Origin of the sequence: Mucilaginibacter gossypii, assembly GCF_900100945.1 — a bacterium.
GTDB lineage: Bacteria > Bacteroidota > Bacteroidia > Sphingobacteriales > Sphingobacteriaceae > Mucilaginibacter > Mucilaginibacter gossypii.
The window spans coordinates 196,589-215,398 of record NZ_FNCG01000008.1 but is presented as its reverse complement, the minus strand read 5'-3'; the positions used below and the strand labels follow the sequence as shown (position 1 = coordinate 215,398).

General features: G+C 41.1%; 17 protein-coding genes. 4 read left to right on the top strand and 13 right to left on the bottom strand.

All coding sequences use genetic code 11. From position 1 onward, the window contains the following. Window positions 1–405: 405 nt before the first annotated feature. The 4 genes from BLS28_RS31210 to BLS28_RS16595 form a co-directional block, all read right to left on the bottom strand. Window positions 406–4,434 (bottom strand): hybrid sensor histidine kinase/response regulator transcription factor, encoded by a 4,029-nt coding sequence (locus BLS28_RS31210; RefSeq protein WP_218134437.1) that lies wholly within the window; start codon window positions 4,432–4,434, stop codon window positions 406–408. Between the two features lie 612 nt (window positions 4,435–5,046). Further along, window positions 5,047–5,733, bottom strand: coding sequence for an SDR family NAD(P)-dependent oxidoreductase (locus BLS28_RS16605; RefSeq protein WP_091169630.1), 687 nt, complete (start codon window positions 5,731–5,733; stop codon window positions 5,047–5,049). 30 nt (window positions 5,734–5,763) lie between these two features. Continuing rightward, entirely contained in the window at window positions 5,764–6,477 is a 714-nt protein-coding gene (locus BLS28_RS16600; RefSeq protein WP_091169625.1) for a DsbA family oxidoreductase, read from the bottom strand. Window positions 6,478–6,480: 3 nt separating this feature from the next. Then, on the bottom strand, window positions 6,481–6,855 hold the full coding sequence (locus BLS28_RS16595; RefSeq protein ID WP_091169623.1) for a DoxX family protein: 375 nt from the start codon (window positions 6,853–6,855) through the stop codon (window positions 6,481–6,483). 131 nt (window positions 6,856–6,986) lie between these two features. On the opposite strand from BLS28_RS16595, the gene BLS28_RS16590 reads away from it, so the two are divergent. Continuing rightward, window positions 6,987–7,346 (top strand): winged helix-turn-helix transcriptional regulator, encoded by a 360-nt coding sequence (locus tag BLS28_RS16590; RefSeq protein ID WP_091169620.1) that lies wholly within the window; start codon window positions 6,987–6,989, stop codon window positions 7,344–7,346. Between the two features lie 132 nt (window positions 7,347–7,478). Continuing rightward, a complete protein-coding gene (locus tag BLS28_RS30880) occupies window positions 7,479–7,652 on the top strand; it encodes a hypothetical protein (protein ID WP_176844487.1) in 174 nt (57 codons plus the stop codon). Between the two features lie 369 nt (window positions 7,653–8,021). Here the strand turns inward: BLS28_RS30880 and BLS28_RS16585 are convergent, their stop codons facing one another. Continuing rightward, window positions 8,022–9,185: an ATP-binding protein gene (locus tag BLS28_RS16585; protein WP_091169617.1), complete on the bottom strand. Its 1,164-nt coding sequence runs from the start codon at window positions 9,183–9,185 to the stop codon at window positions 8,022–8,024. 182 nt (window positions 9,186–9,367) lie between these two features. Between BLS28_RS16585 and BLS28_RS16580 the strand changes: the two genes are divergently transcribed. Both BLS28_RS16580 and BLS28_RS16575 read left to right on the top strand, forming a co-directional pair. Continuing rightward, on the top strand, window positions 9,368–12,367 hold the full coding sequence (locus tag BLS28_RS16580; RefSeq protein ID WP_256337457.1) for a DEAD/DEAH box helicase: 3,000 nt from the start codon (window positions 9,368–9,370) through the stop codon (window positions 12,365–12,367). A 406-nt stretch (window positions 12,368–12,773) separates the two neighbouring features. Beyond that, entirely contained in the window at window positions 12,774–14,039 is a 1,266-nt protein-coding gene (locus tag BLS28_RS16575) for a tyrosine-type recombinase/integrase (RefSeq protein WP_091169615.1), read from the top strand. Between the two features lie 140 nt (window positions 14,040–14,179). On the opposite strand, the gene BLS28_RS16570 is transcribed toward BLS28_RS16575, so the two are convergent. From BLS28_RS16570 to BLS28_RS16535, 8 genes are all read right to left on the bottom strand, one after another. After that, the gene (locus BLS28_RS16570) at window positions 14,180–14,431 is read right to left on the bottom strand and encodes a helix-turn-helix domain-containing protein (RefSeq protein ID WP_091169612.1); all 252 of its coding nucleotides are present in this window, start codon (window positions 14,429–14,431) and stop codon (window positions 14,180–14,182) included. Between the two features lie 139 nt (window positions 14,432–14,570). Then, on the bottom strand, window positions 14,571–15,551 hold the full coding sequence (locus tag BLS28_RS16565; RefSeq protein ID WP_091169608.1) for a hypothetical protein: 981 nt from the start codon (window positions 15,549–15,551) through the stop codon (window positions 14,571–14,573). A 109-nt stretch (window positions 15,552–15,660) separates the two neighbouring features. Then, the gene (locus BLS28_RS16560) at window positions 15,661–15,990 is read right to left on the bottom strand and encodes a hypothetical protein (RefSeq protein WP_091169605.1); all 330 of its coding nucleotides are present in this window, start codon (window positions 15,988–15,990) and stop codon (window positions 15,661–15,663) included. A 63-nt stretch (window positions 15,991–16,053) separates the two neighbouring features. Then, entirely contained in the window at window positions 16,054–16,458 is a 405-nt protein-coding gene (locus BLS28_RS16555) for a hypothetical protein (RefSeq protein ID WP_143020795.1), read from the bottom strand. 174 nt (window positions 16,459–16,632) lie between these two features. Beyond that, on the bottom strand, window positions 16,633–16,938 hold the full coding sequence (locus BLS28_RS16550; protein ID WP_091169600.1) for a hypothetical protein: 306 nt from the start codon (window positions 16,936–16,938) through the stop codon (window positions 16,633–16,635). 56 nt (window positions 16,939–16,994) lie between these two features. Then, entirely contained in the window at window positions 16,995–17,453 is a 459-nt protein-coding gene (locus BLS28_RS16545; RefSeq protein WP_091169598.1) for a PH domain-containing protein, read from the bottom strand. Further along, window positions 17,437–18,033: a hypothetical protein gene (locus tag BLS28_RS16540; RefSeq protein ID WP_091169595.1), complete on the bottom strand. Its 597-nt coding sequence runs from the start codon at window positions 18,031–18,033 to the stop codon at window positions 17,437–17,439. The genes BLS28_RS16545 and BLS28_RS16540 overlap by 17 nt, the downstream gene beginning before the upstream one ends. Further along, window positions 18,033–18,809 carry a DUF4099 domain-containing protein gene (locus BLS28_RS16535; RefSeq protein ID WP_091169592.1) on the bottom strand — a complete coding sequence of 259 codons (777 nt, stop codon included), beginning with the start codon at window positions 18,807–18,809 and terminating at the stop codon, window positions 18,033–18,035. Before BLS28_RS16535 ends, BLS28_RS16540 begins: the two co-directional genes overlap by 1 nt. Window position 18,810: the final 1 nt, after the last annotated feature.

The window sequence follows — 18,810 nt, the reverse complement described above, 5'->3', positions numbered from 1 at the left end:
TTCCCGTCCGGGCCTCTAATCAGGTTTTTCATTTTATAGTTTGTTAAATCAAAAAGGTAACTTTATTATGACCAGCTTCGCAATCGATTGCGAAATTGATGGTGACATAATGCGGACCTTAATCCGGACGATATCAAATAAATCAGAATGTTTTTTTTAGTTTATAAATTGTATATGGCGGCAGGAATGCCCTCATAGCTATGCCGAAGATCATCGCTTTAAAGGGATTAGGGTAGGACAAATCGCAAAATTCGTGATACATTTGTTCAATGATGCCATTATGGGTGGTTTCTGCAGTGTTGCCGAATTACTTTGCCTTGAGAGTCTGACCACCCGAATATCCGGAATGCTGCTTCCGATACATGACCATTGTATAAAAAGATGGCTGCGGAGCTATAGGACGCCTTAAATTGCAGGAGTGGGCTTGTTTTTAGACATATTCCTTTTGATGATCATGTACTCCGACGGTAACATGCCGAAGCGTGTTTTAAAGATCCGCGAAAAATAACTGGGTGTGCCGAAGCCTGTGATATAGGCGATCTGAGCTACATTATAATCACTGATTTCCAGCAACTGGGCTGCTTTGTCAAGTTTGACGTTGCGGATGTACTCCACCGGGGTTTGCCCCGTAATTTCCAGAAGTTTGTAATAAAGTGATCCCCTGCTCATGCCCACATGCCGGCTCAGTTCTTCAACTGACAGCCCCGGCTCACTTAATTGATCTTCTATATATTTCATGATCGAATTTAAAAGCTTTACGTCGGCCGACTCCATTTCAACCTGTGGGCTAACCATCTGTATCTGCCTGGAATATGTATCCTTTAGATTTTTGTTCAGGTCAAGAAGGTTATCGATCTTGGTTTGCAGGATTTGGAAATTAAAAGGCTTCGTAAGATAGTCATTAGCGCCTGTTTTGAGGCCTTTTAACTGATGCTCTTCCCCTGTTGTTGCCGTTAATAATATTACAGGGGTATGGCAGGTGCGCTTATCGGCTTTAATTTTTTTGCTCAACTCAATCCCATCCATGTGGGGCATGTTGATATCACTGACAACCAGGTTAACATGGGCGCCAAGTGTTTTTTGCCATCCTTCTTTACCGTGGGCCGCCTCAATAATATGATAGTATTTTTTCAGGTGATCCGACAAATAGGAGCGGAATTCGTCATTGTCCTCTACCAATAGTACGGTTGGCTTTAGTTCAGGGTTTTCATTGCCGGTCTGCCTGTCTTTAACGTTTTTTCCATTAGAAACGGGAGGTGTTTCGCAGGTACCGGCCTCCACCGCAGCGGTGAGCGGAAGCCTTACTAAAAAGCTTGTTCCCTGTCCCGCTATACTTTCCGCCTGAATGGTGCCGCCGTGAAGTTCTACAAATTCCTTGGTTATGGAGAGGCCTATGCCGGTACCCTGGTTGACTATTGCACTGCTTTGGCGCGATTGATAAAAGCGTTCAAATATTTTTTCGAGATCATCGGCCTGTATACCAATTCCGGTATCAGTAACCTTAAGCAGCAAGCCTGTGCTCAACAACGAACTCTTTTCAGTCCGTGCGCTTACAGAAACCACCCCGCCGGCAGGGGTGAATTTAAACGCGTTAGACAACAAGTTGAAAATAACCCGCTCCAGTTTATCGGGGTCAAAGTAAGCCCGCACCTCTTCCTGTTGCACATCAACTTCCAGTGTAACCTGTTTTTTTAAAGCAAGATCCTGAAATGCTTCGCACGACTCGGTGATAAAAGACATAATCTCTCCCGCCGAAAGGCTGAGCTTCAACTTTTGCTCTTCCATTTTACGAAAGTCAAGCAACTGGTTGACCAGGTTGAGTAACCTGCGACCATTTCTATTGATCATTTTCAGATCCTCGATGTCATTCCCCGGAACAGATTTTTCGAGCAGTTTTTCGACCGGGGCCAGGATCAGCGACACCGGGGTTCGAAACTCGTGGCTTAGATCCGTTAAAAACTTTATTTTCAGCACGTCCAGCTCATGCAAACGTTCAGCTTCCCGCCTTTCCTGTTCAATAAGCTGACTAACTTGAAGTTTCTCCTGGGCCTGCTCAAATTGCCTCCGGATCTTCTGAATACCACGTCTCCTTATGAAAAACAAAGCCGATCCTAAAATAACCACGTAAGCAATATAGGCATAAACTGTTCGCCAAAACGGCGGCAATATAGTTATCCTGATCGTCGTCACCGGGTTATTCCAGTGGTTTTCATCTTTACTGGCCATCACCTCAAAACTGTATGTCCCGGGATCAATATTGGTATAGCTGGCTGTCCGAATATTTTGAACATAATTCCAGGCTTTATCAAAACCTTTTAGCCGGTAAGCATATAAATTCTGTTTAGGAGATGTATAATCCAGTGCCACATAGCCGATGGAAAAATTTTGGCCATATTTCAAAGTGACTTCTTTTGCGGTACTGATATGCTCATGAATCGGCGACTCATTTCCCGGATTTACTATCGCATTATCAACGGTTAAATTGCTTAGAATTACCCGTCCGGGACGAGAGACAACCGGTAATCTCGATGGATTAAAAAAATTAAAGCCGTCCTGACCTCCAAAATAAAGATTGCCGTCCCGGGTTTTAATTCCTGAGCCTGAAGAAAAAGCTCCTTGCTGTACGCCGTTTTCGTTAGTAAAATTGCGGAAAACCCTTCTTTTGTAATCAAACGAACTGATTCCGCGATCTGTGCTTAACCACAGGAAACCTTTATCGTCTTGCAAAATTAATTTTACGAAGGAATTAGCCAGGCCCTGATCTTCACCGTAAGAAATGAATTTTTTTTGATTTTCGTCAAAGTAGCTAATCCCCTGTTTGGTGCCAGACCAAACACTGCCGTCATTGGTTACAAATAAGTTCAGTACCACGTCGTCGGCCAGTGCCGAATTTTTTTTATTGTAATGCGTCCACTTTTGATGCTCAGTATCAAGCACTACAATTCCAGTTCCCATCGAAGCAATCCACATGCGCCCGTCCCGGCCCGGAATAACAGAAGAAATAAAACCGTTAACGGGTAAACTCCGGCTCTGGCCGCCGGCCCCGTTTTGACTTGTCAGATGTGAAAATGATTGGCTATTTTCATCATATATATCTATTCCCCGACCCAGTGTACCTATCCAAATTCTGCCACTCGCGTCGGCGTTAATACAAGTAATATCATTGCTACAAATTCCATGACCATTGCCGTCAGCTGTATATTGTACATATCTATGAGTAGCGGTGTCGATTCGGAAAAGCCCGTTATGGTAAGTTCCCGCCCACAAGTTTCCTTTCCTATCGATATAAAGTGATGTTACGGCCAGTGAGCTTCCGCGGCGTTTCAACTTACTTTGTATATCATACGAATGCAAAAGACCTGTCTTTTTGTCGAGCAAAGCAATACCTGCGTCGGTCCCTACAAAAATGTCACCGCTGCTGCATTCCGCGAAAGCGGTTACAAGCGGCGATTTTAAACCGAGAGGATCGAAAGGGTCACTTTTCTTGTGATTGAAGAGTGCAAGATGAGGGTCGTATTTTCCGATCCCTTCGGTAAAAGTTCCAACCCAATATATACCTGCAGGGTCAATAAATATGCTGCGTATGGAATTGCTTTTCAGGCTGCCCGCATTCCTGGGATCTGCGGTCAATTGTTGAAAAACCTCCAGTTGAGGATCGAATAAATTGACCCCACCCTCTGTTCCGATCCAGATCTTTCCGTCTTTAGCCAGGCACATCGTGAAAATTGCGTTATTGTCCAGACCCAGGGGCGATTGATTGCCAGAACGAAAAATTTCAAAATGCCCGTCATCTGTCCACTTGTTCAGCCCGTCGTACGTACCAAACCAAATGCTGCCTTTTCTATCTTCAATGATTGCTTTAACCGTGTTATTACTTAACACGTACCTGTCCTGCTCATTGTGCGAAAACCTTTTGAAGGAATTTGATGACCATTCATACAGGTATAACCCATAATTGGTACCAACCCACATCCGCTGTCGACTATCTTCGAACAAAGAGAGCACGACAAACGCGCCCGCGTCCTTTTTATCAGGTTCCGGAATCTTAACAGGCGTAATTCTGCCGGTTTTCGGATCGATTATCCGGAGGTCTTCATAGGTGCCTACCCATAATTTGCCCTGGTGGTCCTGGCAAATAGCCCTGACTGATATGTCTGAAATTTCTGGCCAGGAACCGTCTCCCCTGAAAGGCTCGAATCGATCAAACTTGCGGTTGTAATAAGAAAGCCCCCCTCCGCTGGTACCAACCCATATCCGCCCACTTTTATCTTCAAACATTGACAAAACTTCGTTGGAAGGAATACTATTACCAGATGCGCCATGCCTGTAAATAACGAAATTACTGCCATCGAATTTATTAAGCCCGTTTCCCGTTCCAAACCACATCAATCCAAACCGGTCTTTTATAATGGTATTTACGGTATTCGAAGACAATCCTTCTTTTATTGTAATAGATGTAAAGTTTATAGCAGCCTGTCCATAAATTTGAGATGGGACGCACAAAAAGAGCAGGCATGTCAATATATAACAGCTTTTAAACTTAAGCATGATTAAAATTTGATGAATAGTCACTCGCAGCAACCAATAAAGGCTTCAGTAATTTATTTTAATTGGTGTTGTTTTGACAAATATAACCCGGTTGATGCAAATATCATTGTTAATTTATGACTATATGGTATTTCCAGGCTTATCCTCAAAGATTTCGTCCTTTTATCAGGCGGCTGCGGGTCTTATCGCCATCATTTTTGGGATATCCCAGACTGTTTAAAAACGTATGTAAAAAAAGAAAATCCGCCGATTTCTTGCGAAACTCGGCGGATTTTGCGAAAAAGATGCGGAGATCGGATTATTCAGGGCCTCAAAAACAACTCCCAAACACGGTTTTTGGGCTCTGAGAGTAGTTTTGTGCCCTCAAGCGCATGGAATATAATGGCCAAGACCTCCGAAATATCCATATACTTGATCTAATCGAACGCGAAAAACTTTTATTCAATTGCATTTGCGTGGATCTGCTTCAACGCTGATAGTCAAAACTCCGCCGCCAAATTAAGGCAACATGATTTCTGCAACATTGCGTTGGTTATAAAGATTCCAATGCGCTTCTGCCACCTCTGCTGCTGTTATCGTTGGCATTCCATCCGGAAAATCCCCTTTGTGTTTACCCTCACTTACAACCAAAGCACCAATTGACACAATACCAGCAAAAATGCCGTCCTCTTTCAGGTCCATGTTGAGCAACCGCGCATAATTTAATAAAGCGCCTGCGGCAACGCCGAAGCTGGCGGTTCTGTTTACTGGATGCTGGGCGGAGGATGCCGTAGTAAACAAGACGCTACCGTCTTTCCTTTCCAGCATTTGTGGGAGTACAACCTGCACGGCAGTTATTGCAGCGAGTACCTGGTAGTCGAGATGATATTGTTCATTTGCTATATCTATATTCCGGGCAGTCCGCATACTTTCCCAGGTGGGGGTCGGACTGAATTCCAATATATCAATTGCTCCGTAATGGTGGATAACCTCTTGCAGCGCGCTGGTCAACTGCCCCCGGTCTAATATATCGGCCTGGAAAGTTGCAGCCTCAATGCCTTTTTTTAACAGATCGTCTTTCAGCGCATTTAGTTTTTCCACATTTCTCGCAAGCAGCGCAACATTGTAGCCTTCAATTCCGAATTTTTCTGCCACGGCAAATCCTACACCCGGACCCGCACCCACAATGGCTATTGTTTTTTTCATCTTTATTCTTTTTGTTTTTTCATTGATCGGTTAATTTGTACAGTCATTACCGGGCGCACAGGTATTACCCTGTCTAACATGGATCAGGCCGGGGTTGTCCTTCTTCCATTCAGCGTAAGCAGTTTGCAGTACTTTAAGAATTTCAGTACCAGGCTGAGCGCCAGCGATGGCATATTTGCGATCTATTACAAAGAAAGGAACCCCTTTTGCCCCCAGCCTGGATGCTTCTGCACCGTCGGCTTCTACCTGATGTTGAAAAACAGGATTGGTGAGGGCTTCTTTTACCTCTGTAGCCGTCAGGCCTATACTGATTCCAAGTTCTGTTAGAACCGCATCATCAGAAAGATTCTTGCCCTCTGTGAAATAGGCATAAAACAGTCGTTCTTCTGCTTTTTCTCCCAGTCCCTTTGTTTTTGCCATTTGGATAATACGATGCGCTTTCAGCGAGTTAGTGACAAGCATTTTATCGAACTGATAGTCAAGACCTGCATTCTCAGCCATCCTTGCTACCTGTTCATGCATGGCAACTGACTGGTCATAGCTGATCCCTTTACGTGCAGCCACAAACTGGTACATGTTTTCCTGATACCGCGGCACTTCCGGCATGGCAGGGTCAAGCCGGAAACTTTTCCATTCTACCTCTATATCATCCCTGTCAGGAAATTTTGCCAGGGCAGCCTCAAAATTTCTCTTGCCGATATAACAAAACGGGCACATCACATCGCTCCAGATCTCTATTTTCATTTTTCAGCGTTTTGCGGTCACCGGATAGTTTAGTTTTCTGAAATAATAGTAGGATACACATAGTATGGCAAACGGGATCAGCGGTGCTGTACCTTTTGCAGGGCCATCAGCGAGCCAGTGCCCCAGGCTTGCGGAAAGCAGCAATATTCCGAAAGCGACATAAGCCCATTCTTTGAACATAACGGGTACGGCGGGGATGAGGATAATTATGGCGCCAACGATCTTACAGATGTCTAATTCCAGACCAAAGTAAACCGGGAAGCCAAGTCTGTGTATGGACTCTATTAAATACGCTTTCGGGGCAAAATAGGACGGCAGCACAATCAGCGCCATGGCGATAATGATAACTATCCAATAAATTCTTTTTTCTTTCTGCATGGTTCAAATATTTACGGCACAAAATTATTTTGAAGTAACTTTATAAATGTTATCTGTTACCCTTTGGAAACCGGTTTCCTCTATGAAACTAAGCCGCTAACCATAAATCGACCATCGTAATTTTGCAGTATATGAATACAAAAAAGCAAGCCCCGGAAATACCTGATTGTAAAGAGCAATTGATTGCGATAAAGGATACAATGATCTTATTATCTGGGAAATGGAAAATTCAGATTATCGGATGGCTTCTGCTATATGGCAAGGTGCGGTTTATGGATCTGCTGCGTGGAATAGATGGTATTGCTGCCAAAATGCTTTCCAAAGAGTTACAGGAACTGGAGCAAAATCAAATAGTAGTCCGGACCGTGATGCCTACGAAGCCGATAACGGTGGAATATGAGTTAACAGAACATGGTAAGACTTTAAGCGGAGTAATTGAAGCTATTTCGGCCTGGGGAGTTACGCATCGTAAATTCCTGTTTAAAAAATAAGCTAAACAGGAATTCTATTATGCATACTGACGCCAACTAAGTTGAAACCCTTAGGATCCTTTCCGCTTTGTCGAGCATAAGCCCATTTTGCGGCAAATACCTAAAATACACAAGACCTTTTCATCTCTATTAATGGTTACAAAGATCAACGCCGAAAGTGCTTTGTCGGTTTATCATTTAGGCGCGTTGATTGATTACCTTGAACAATTGGCCTTAAGCCTTCTGGAGCAACCTCTTGCATGCTTTTTTCATGAAGAACTTTTCAGAAAGCTTTATCTAAGCGATTTTAGCCTGTTTTGGTGGTGAATATGACGTAATTTTTGAAAAAAAAATTTCTTGAATAAGCCCCCAAACAACCTGATAAAGCACAAAAAAAGCATTTACAAATCGTAAATACTTGATTATCAAGTGGATAATATCGGATTATTCAATACCTCCAAAACAACACTCAAACGCTGTTTTTGAGGCTCTGAGAGGTTTTTTTTGTTATGCATTTTCGTGTTTTTGGCTGACTTTTGTCAGAGTTTCTTCGAGATAAAAACGATTAAAATCGCAGTTTTTAATACTGTAAAAGCGGTTTTTGAAGATCGTTCAAAAAAAGTCTTTCACCAGATTAAGAATTATTTTCAATTTTTCACCGTTTTTGAGTGTGTTTTTTTATGAAAAAATGACCTATTAACCGGAAATATTTTGCCAACTTATGACGTGATACTTTGTTCTCTTTTCATTTTCAGGTCCACCATAAATCAGCGTCTTATTTACCTTTGCAGGAGCTGCAATTTCTTCAAACCGATCCATTTCCTTAAACAAAGCGGTACTTATAGTTTGTGTTGCCTTTATCTCAAAAATGGAAAATTTTTGACCCTCTTTCATTAGCAGATCAACCTCATGAGCATTACTATCCTGCCAAAAATAATAATCCTGATGCAGGTATAAATGGTGGTTCTGTTTTTGATATTCCGCCAGGATCATGTTTTCAAATATGTGCCCTTTCAATCTATTTTCTTCCAGTTCTTCGGTAGTTCTTGTTCCCAATAAGTGATTTAAAAGGCCAGTATCATAAAAATATAATTTAGGACTTTTAATCAACCGCTTATTAAAGTTTTGATGGTAAGGCTGCAAAAGAAATACAATGTAGCTACTTTCAAGTATAGACAGCCAGGCTTTGGCGGTGTTATGTGAAATATCGCACTCATTAGCCAAGGCACTAAAATTCAGTAATTGCCCCGCACGACCAGCACACAAACCTAAGAAGGTACGAAATAGCTTAAGGTCCCTTATGTTCATTAATTCTGTCACATCTTTTTCAATGTATGTCTGAATATAATTAGCATAAAAAATAGCCGGATCAATATCCCTGTCAAATATGGCCGGATAAAATCCTTTGATGCTTGCCTGCGTGTATGAATTTTCTAATAAACCTGTTCGTTTTAACTCCGTAAAATCTAACGGCAGTAATTTGAATAAAGCAACCCGGCCTGCCAGAGTTTGTGTAATATTATTTAACAGATGGAAATTTTGAGAACCTGATAAGATATATTGCCCCATCATTTTAGATTCGTCAACCCTGCCTTGTATATAAGAAAACAGTTCCGGCACCCGTTGCACCTCGTCAAGGATAACTTTCTGGTCATACTGATTTAGAAAACCAATCGGGTCATCCAAAGCAAACGAGCGGGTATTGGGGTTTTCAAGACTTACATAGCGGTAATCACTGAACAACTCTTTCAACAAAGTAGTCTTACCTGATTGTCTTGGTCCGGTAACAGCCAATACCGGAAATTTGTTTTTTTGAGCCTTTATAATAGGCGAAATTTGTCTTTGAATAAATTTGCTCATAGCTATAAATCTAAGTAAAGGTAAGAATTACTTACAATTTACATGGGTTAAAATTACAAAATACATAAGGATTACTTACGATTTGCATGAATAAAGTAACGCATCATACTTTTGTATGTAATCCGATTTACTATCTGAAAATAATGGGTATTAATTAGTTTCATAAATTTGGAGAAAGCTAAATGAAAGATGACCGATTAAATTTATACAAGTCCCTATTCAAAGGCAGGGAAGATGTATTTGCATTAAGATGGGAAAAAGGTGGTAAAAGCAGCTATATGCCAGCTTACAATTTTGATCCCCACCGATATAGGTTGCATCAAATGAAAGGCGGTACTTTTCAAACCTTTACTGATAAAACATATCAATCGTTAACAGATGACCATTTAATAAAACACCTTAAAGGCGAACAGGTTATCGGCTTGTACCCATTGTTACAAGATAACACTTCCTGGTTCATTGCGGCAGATTTTGACGAGGCGAATTGGATTGAAGAATGCAGAACATTTATTAAAATTTGTGAGGAATATGATATACCAGCTTACTTAGAACGCTCACGTTCCGGCAAAGGCGGTCACGTTTGGATGTTTTTTGAAGCGCCTTATGAAGCATTCAGAAGCAGAAAGATAATGATGACGTTGTTGCAGAAAGCAGGTTTAATTTCTGTATTCGATAAAAACTCAAGCTTCGACCGGCTTTTCCCCAACCAGGATTATCATTCAAAAAAAGGATTAGGCAACCTTATTGCTTTGCCTTTAAATAAAACGAGTTTGAGTAATGGCAATAGCTGTTTCATTGATCCCGAAACCTTACAGTCATTTGATGACCAATGGGCTTTTTTAAAAACAATCAATAGGATCACTACAAGCCAACTCAATTATATTTATAAAGAGCAAACAAATCAAGATGAAATTTCTACAGGACTATTTCGAAACGAACAACCCATTACAGGAAAGTTGGCAATTGTGTTGCGTAACGAAATTCATATCAGCCGTATAGGTTTACCTGCCTCACTTGTTGCTTTTCTAAAAGAAGAGCTAAACTTTGCCAACAATGAGTATCAGGTAAAAAAGAACATCAACAAAAACACATTCGGTGTAAAGCGTTATTTTAAATTGGTTAACGAAACGTCAGAATCGATTTCAGTTCCAAGAGGTTTTATTGGAAGGTTGTTGCGTTTCTGTAAAGAGCAACAAATTGAGTATGTTCTTCAAGATCAAAGGAAAAAAGCAGAACCTGTTAATTTCAAAGGCTCAATAACACTACGGGAGTATCAATTACCCGCGCAGCAAGCGGTTTCTAAAAAGGATTTTGGAGTTATAGTTGCTCCACCCGGCTCTGGTAAAACGGTTTTAAGTTTAGCTATCATAAAAGATAAACAGCAACCGGCACTCATTTTAGTTCACCGTAAGCAGTTGGCCGATCAGTGGATAGAACGAATAGAATCTTTCCTGGGTATCCCTAAGGAAAATATTGGTCGCATCGGTCAGGGAAAAAAAAGGCCTGGTAAGCATATTACTGTTGCCATGGTCCAAAGTATGGAAAAAGCATTGGAATCAACAGAGGCTATGGAACTAATGAATGCTTTTGGTACCATTATCATTGATGAATGCCACCATATACCGGCGGAAACCTATCAGCGGGTTATTGGGAAACTGAATAGTTATTATATGTATGGGCTTACAGCTACACCATTCAGAAAATACAACGATGGCAAATTGATATTTATCCACTTGGGTGAGATAATCCATGAAGTTAAAGCGCCGGAGGTACAAAATCAAACGGGTACGCAGATCATCCTCAAAGATACTGACCTGTTTGTGCCGTTTAATACCAAAACAGATAAGTTCGAAACACTTTTTAAGATTTTGATCCATGATTCAACACGGAATCAACTCATTTTAAATGATGTAGTTTCACAGCTAAATGCTGGTAAGAAAGCTGTTATCATCACAGAGCGGAAAGAGCATATTACCTCCCTACAACAATATTTAAAACAACATTACGACACCATTGCGTTGAGTGGTGAGGATTCCGACTTAAGTAAAAAATCCAAATGGTTAGCTATAAATAAAGGCGATTTCCAGGTATTGATCACAACAGGCCAGTATTTTGGCGAAGGAACTGATATTCAAAACATAGAATGTTTATTCTTAGTTTATCCATTTGCTTTTGAGGGTAAACTCATTCAATATATTGGCAGGGTGCAACGATCAGAAGTATCGCCTGTTATTTACGATTATCGTGACCATAAGATCAGCTACCTGGAAAGGCTATTTCAAAAAAGAAACCTGTATTATAAGAAGCTTGATCAAAATGGTTTAACAACTCCTATAGATGAAAGTGAAATAGTAAGTGATCAAATCAATGAGAAGATTGAGGTGCCAATTGAACAATTAGAGTTCAGATTTGGCAGCATTGCTTTCAAATATCCCATTGCTGAATTTCATGGCAAGGAGGTCGAGTTTGAGATTGAAAACCTGAATGTTAGACCGGAGTTTACCGTACTTAAACCATACTTTATCCGGTTTCTTAAAAGCACAACAGCATTAGTTAATATCCGGGCTACTTTTCAATATAACAGGTTGGTATTTAAATCGGCCTCTTCTAATGATCTTGATAAATTAAACCGCGAGGTTATTGAAAGTGTCAAGTTCCGGTTCTTGAATAAAGAAATCATCAAGAGCATCCCGGCAAGCGAAGAAAATTTATTGGATTCGGGTCAATTACAGGGAGGTCAATTACAGGGGGGCGGTGAGCAATTGCTTTACACCAACGAAGATGACCTTTTGGAAAACATACTGGCTCTTAAGCAATATAAACATCACCGACACCTCCGTTACCTTTCTCAAAAACACGAACGAACGATACTGAAGCTCCGTTTTGTATTAGAACCTTTCTCCTTTGTATTTTTACTTTCCGGTAATAATCAATATCATTTGGTTTGGGAAACATTAGACACCGAAGAAGCGACCTATATATGGCATATAGAAAAGTCTGTTTATGAACTTGAACGAAGTATCAAGAAGATAGATGGGCTGCTTGGACAGATACGAACAAAGGGGCGGCAGCAATATCTTGAAACAAATCCCGAACATTTTAGCCGTATCGTACATGACTATTCAAAAGACTCAAAAGGGCTTATTATTTGGAAAGATTTATTGGAAGAAAAACTGTTCTAATTCATTTCCAAAACATTCCTTGTGGAGAATAAATTATTTTAAACAGCAGTAATTAAACTACTTACTTCCAGCGGTTTAAAATATTGTAAAAAAGAAGTCCGCCATCAGGGAGCCATGAAAAAATGCCTAAATAATTGAAAATCAATTATTTAGGCATTCAAGTGGAGAATATCGGAGTCGAACCGATGACCTCTTGCATGCCATACGGAAATTTACAAACATAAAATAATTTAAAATTACTACAAATATCTGTAAATCAATATTATATGTAAATTTATTTGCTAATTTATTTGGGATTTTAAATGATTTTTACCTACTTTTGTTTTATCACAGTTTTATCACAGAGGTAAAAGATAAGGCTGTCGCATCCATTTTTGCATGCAACTTACACTGAAGAAATTATGTTGTGGACATTCTTTTAAAACCAATTATTTGGACCTACAGGGAAATAATTGAGACAGATAAAAACTATGTAATAGGCGAACACGAGGTGCGTATCAGAATGACGCAGAATCGGGCACCCAAATATATTACCACTGCGTTTAGTAGTTCTATTGAAAACTGGGACGAAAAGAACGGCGCTCCCCTAATAACACATCCTAAATATTTGGAATTGTCAGCCAGGATTAAAAAAATCGTGGAGGATATCGAATATGAAATAAAAACCGCTGAAAAGGCTGGCCGCACAATTACGCACACTGAAATCAAGGCAATCCTTAGTAATCAGGTAAAGCTATCAGCGGCTCCTGAAAAACCTAATAAAATTTTAGCCTATATCCAGTCAGTCATTGATCATTATGATGCTGTAGATAATCCGGGATATGCTAATGTTTTTTATAACAACAAGCTTACTGTTAAGAAGTTGCTTAGGGACAAGGACAAAATGTTTTTGGCCTTCACTAAATCAGATCACGAAGCTTATGAAAGGCAAATTTCGGGATGCAGCGAGTCTACTAAGAGCCATTACTTACGCACCTATTATCGCATTTGGAATATGGCGATAGCTGATGGTTTGTGTACAAAAGATCATCATCCCAAAAAACATATACAGTTTAAAGCCTACAAACGGATCAGAACGAAGAAGCGCTCAATCAAATCTAATTACTGGGAAAGAATCCTTAAGCTCAAACCCGCGAAAGACACCCGGATCTATCGGTCGCACTTGTTAATGCAGTTTATGTATTATGCGCGGGGTATGAACTTCAATGACATGCTTAAACTTAAAAGGGAGGACTTTGTCAATAACGGAATTGTTTATAAGCGGTCAAAAAACAAAAGGAATTATGATTTCGAGTTACATCCGATGGCAGTTAAAATTATTAAGATTTTTGAGGATTTTCCAGAGCAGTCCGATGCAGGTTATATATTCCCATTTATCATGCAGGAACATGATACTGCGAAAAAGATTGATGTTCGCATCGACTCTGCATTAAAGGATTTTAACGAAGATTCAAAGGCAATGGCAGAAGCGGTGGGCTGGAAAAAACAGTTTACCTCCAATGCGTTACGGCATGGATTTGCAAGCCATCTGAACGAAGCGAATGTGGATATTAAAATTATACAGGAGGCAATGGGGCATGAAACACAGGCAGACACCCGTATTTATTTGGCGGATATTGAGGATAGTATAATCACCGAAGCGATTAATGCCGCATTAAAAATGGTGGGATAGTATTTGAAGTTTTGCTATTAAGGTTACTGGTTCGACTCCAGGAAAGTCAAGGGAATGTTACTTAATTAAAAAAAATGACAGTCATAAAGAAGCGAAGTTTACTAACTGCGCTTCTTTATGACTTAACGGTAAGGTAACCGCTATAACTTACTGATATATTCATCAAGTTCTTCAGCGTTGAAATAAACCGTGCCGCCTAATTTCCTAAATGGTATCAGACCTTTATTACGTAAAGTTTGCAGGGTCACCTCCGAGATTCCAAGTAACTCCATAACTTCGTTGGTTTTAAGCCACTTTTTCGGATACTTTACATTTAATAAATTCTCAATATCAGTCAATAACTGCTTGCGGAATTTTTCTAAATCGTCCGCAGTCAATACTTGTAGTTCCATAGTATTTCAGTTAGAAATAAAAAAAGGCGTTTAGCATAATGCCAGACACCTCCGCATATGGAATGCGTTTAAGGAAGGAGTGGGAATTCCATCCAAATAAGGAGTTTTGGGAATGATTGTTACGGTATGATGATTCGGGTTATTTCAGTCCGTCAGCAAATTTTTTACGGGTTTTGGCTCGTAACAAGTCATATTTGGGTGGTATGACCTCTGCGTAAAATCCCCGGCAATCGAACCTGTGTTCTCCCCTTAGGTAGCGGTTGACAAAGACCGAGTAATCTTCATTCGGGCTTGCAGCTTTTCTGCGGTAGTGTTCCTTAACAAAATGGACCATCTGCCTTCTGCTGTCGAACTTCATTAAGGATGTTTTATATATTTCCGAAAGTATGGCCGGTTCGATGGGTAAAATGAGGCCTATGTTATCATATTCCTTGATATAAATGCACCACTCATAATACATCGAAAAGGCCACCTGGTAGGACATCGCGATGATCTTCATTACATCCTGTACCTGGCTTTTTGGCAATAGCGTTATTGCATTTTTCGGGATCATGTAATTGGGATGCAATGAGATCGGGTTGGGCAACTCTGTAAAATTCAGCTTATCAAGATTTTCAAGCTTTTTTTCCAGGTTAAAAAATCCTTTGTTCATCTCATATCCTTCCCGGAAACCATAAAATGCTTCGGTGTCTTTATTATAAAATGCCGTAGACATTTCGTAAGCATATTGAAGTTTAGATTTTAAGATATTTTTAGTTCTCAGATCAATTTGCTTGACTTTGTTCAATTGTATCGAGTCATTTAAGGTCATTACCTTTATGTTCAAATCAGGAAAGATCTCCGGCGTTGCCTGAAGATCTGTGAAGGGAGTAAAGAACCTTACGGTATCATTCAGGGAATCGGCTCCCCCAGCCATCAGATAAGCCCTATCAAAATGACTGCGTGTGATTGGCGGCAGATGCCGCTCCAAAAACATTTGTTTAAAATTCTGCTGTATCGTGAGCATAGCCCATTCCAGGTGATCAACGAAACCATTGCCGGTAAAGTCATTGGTTATGGACCTGACAAATTGATCCTCTGGTACGGCCAAATCTTTATTCAGTAAACTTGAATTTTTCATGAAAAGTTGGATTATAGTAATTAGCATTAGGTGAGTTAATAATTGCGCTAAGCAACGGGGGGATCTGTAGTTGGAAGTGATTCGGAAAGAGGTGTATCAGACGCCGTTCCTACCGTCCGCGTTTATGCGATTGGTTTTCATTGTACAAAGAATTTCCGGCAGCAAGCCTTTTGTTGTTCTGAATGTATTCCGGCAATCCCGTTTCTGAAAGCGGGGTTACCTTTGCCTTCAGGTTCATTTGAAATGGGTGGTCATTTAACAAATCAGTTACTCCTAGGCCATATTCCCTTGCGACAGCAACGGGATCGAGCCTTGCTTCACAAGGAATTTCAAGCACGACCACTTTTTCCGGTAGCTCCAGGAGGTTTTCGTCAGGTTCAAATAATTCGTGGGTTTCGGTATTGTAAAAACAAAGGTATTCTTCACCGCTATCGGACATTTCCAAGTCCTGCAAACTGATGTGCTTCCAGGGCAACTCTGTTTCACGGAGTTCCTTTAGACGTCAGTCTATCGTAAAGTCGGTACCAGCAAGGTCGATATGCGGTAATTTACCGGACAGCCGCATCGCCAGGGTTTCATCACCGAGGAAAAATCCCCATCCTTCTTTCTGGCTCATGCGGTTCAGATCGTCCTTAAGTACTGCGGTTATCAAGCCGTTGCTCTCGATGATAAGCGAGGGTATGATCAGGTCTATTGTCACATCCTGGATATTGTCCAGGTCGATCCGTTCGTATACGCCGATGGTTTTGCCTGTATACCGGTATGAATAGAAAGGGCCATCATTTTTGAGGTGATCAAACGGAATTTTTTGTTCGGGCCGGTTAAACCGGCGTAATTCCCGCTGTTCTGTATCGATGGTGAAAGGAGCCGAACCAATGATCAACAATGTTTTTTCAGTTGTCATCATGTCTGTTTTTTAAATATTGCGCGGCGGGGTAAATGTCGGAAAGGGTGATAAGAAAGGCTGTAAAAACAGAAAGCCCCTAACGCTCGCCGCAGGGACCTTCAACCTAAACCTTATCACAATAGCGGGCAGGTTGCCCGCATTTGAATTCGCAAGTTATAAAATAATATTAAATATTTAGGACTCCCGGTGAAATGCGCTATTGCGCATATATTCATTAAACCGCTGCTGATATTCCCGTTCAGCATTCAGCCGTCGGTTGATCACCCCGCAGCGCCAGAAGCAAAGCACCCATGCCAGGAACGCAACACTTAGACAGGTTAACGTTTCCTTGCGTGATTCGGCATTTTGGGTAGTAGTAGGCTTTACAACAACAACCGTGTTGCCGATCTTCTTTACGTGCTGTCTGCGACCAACTGCACCGAAAAATGCAAATGTGGAAATCAGGCAGGCCAATAAAACGTTTCGTACGATGGCTTTCATGGTATAAATTGTTAATTTAAAATTACTAATTTAGTTAGTAACATCCAAGTATTTTTTCAATTTAATTCATAAATACTGTTATTGTGGCGGGCCTGCTGCACCCTGTCGCGAATGGTATCCGTTATGGTTGATTCTGGTATTCCAGGAAGTTGGATTACAGAATTCTCGGGGTCTGTACTCTTCAAAGTAAGGTCCATCAGCTTTAATATCTGTAGTATAAAAGATTGTGTAATGATGTAATCCTTTATCCTGAACATTTCCAACTGGTCTACCCGCTTGAAGAATATACCACGGGTAAAGCGGATATATTCGGCGGTGATCAGGTATTGATAACTGCGAATATACAGGAGGCGGTACCAGGCGGCAATGCATACAACAAGGCTGAATAAAATAAAATAAGGTGATAGCCACCACGCCAATAAAAGAAAGGTAAGCGCTAATAAAGTCAGCGGCAGGGCTTTCAAAAATGCAAAAATGAATGCTGGTCTTATTACAATGTCATCGGAGTGCGTCATGTTTCAATTGATCTAAAAAAGTTAATGTTTTAATGGACTTACGGGTACAAATGCGGCCGCGAAGTCCGAATGCCTGCTGAAAAGCATGCAGGCTAAGCCGTTCATCTTCAAAAAACCGTACCTCATCATAGCGATAAATCATAACCGTATGATTGGCATGAAATACCCGGATAGGAATATTTTTTAGGCCGGCTGCCAATTTAATATCGGTGATATGACCGATCAGGTCTTTGCCGAATACGAGCGTAAACCTGCGCTTGTGAAAGTTTTGCATGATCCAGTTTACCTGTTCAGGCTGCAACTTATTACCAATGGCAATAAAAGCAAGCTGCTCCAGTTTGGGATACCGCTGGCGGTTAATGGTGATAAAGGCAATCGCTTCCATTGCCGAATAGGTAATGATCACATTAGATGCGGTTTCATTACCTGCTACCCAAAGGTTTTGAGTGCTGGGAACTTTATGGATTCCATCGCCATAATGTTCTTCGGTATCGCCATAATTAAATGACAGCTCGGCGGAAGTATTAAAAAAGGCCTGGATTTCCGGAGGAACTCCAAGCCTTGTTAACAGGGCATTCATCAGCGTGAACTGCCACCACGGGTATAGGAACGGTTAACCTGGTTCGGCACAAACGGCCGCTGGTTTTCTATGTCCTTTATTGCATTGTGGTAGCCGGGGCTGAGCTTTTCAGCTGCTTTCTGATCGTGTTTCTTATTAAATAAAGCATTCAATCCCTTGTAAACCATGTAGGAAAGGCCGCCATCAATCAGAATGGATGCGACCAGAGCGATCTTATTGGAACGGATACCATGATGGTCCACACCTGAATAATTGAACCTGGTGCCGTCTGCAATTTCGACTTCTTTTCCTTTGCGGTAATTTTCTTTTTGAGCAGGGGTCAGGAACTCGTTGTTAACCATATCCGGTGCCAGGATCTTTTCGGTATCAGATACAATGTATTCCTTTGTTTCGGCATCGTATTCGATCAGCATCTCCTTTTTATTGCCGTGATTGTCCACTGTTGTTTTCAGCAGGCTGGCCACTTCGCCCTTTTGCAACTTTTGCGCCTCGTTATCATCCAAAAAATCCGGGGTTAGCGCTTTGCGGTAAATCGGATGGATCAACAAATCGATCTTACCCTGATCATTTGGTTGTAGCGAGATTTTCGCATTGATGGATTTGATCTTGATGTTTTCAGCTTCCAGGTCATGCAACTCCAGCAAACCAGTGCGGCGACCTGAAAGCAATGCTTTCAGGTCATCCACATTAAATAAAAGCTGACCGCCTGCGGCCAGCCCGATTGTCTCCAGATCCTTGATCGGGAGATCTTCTTCGTGAAAGTTAATCAGGTTCATT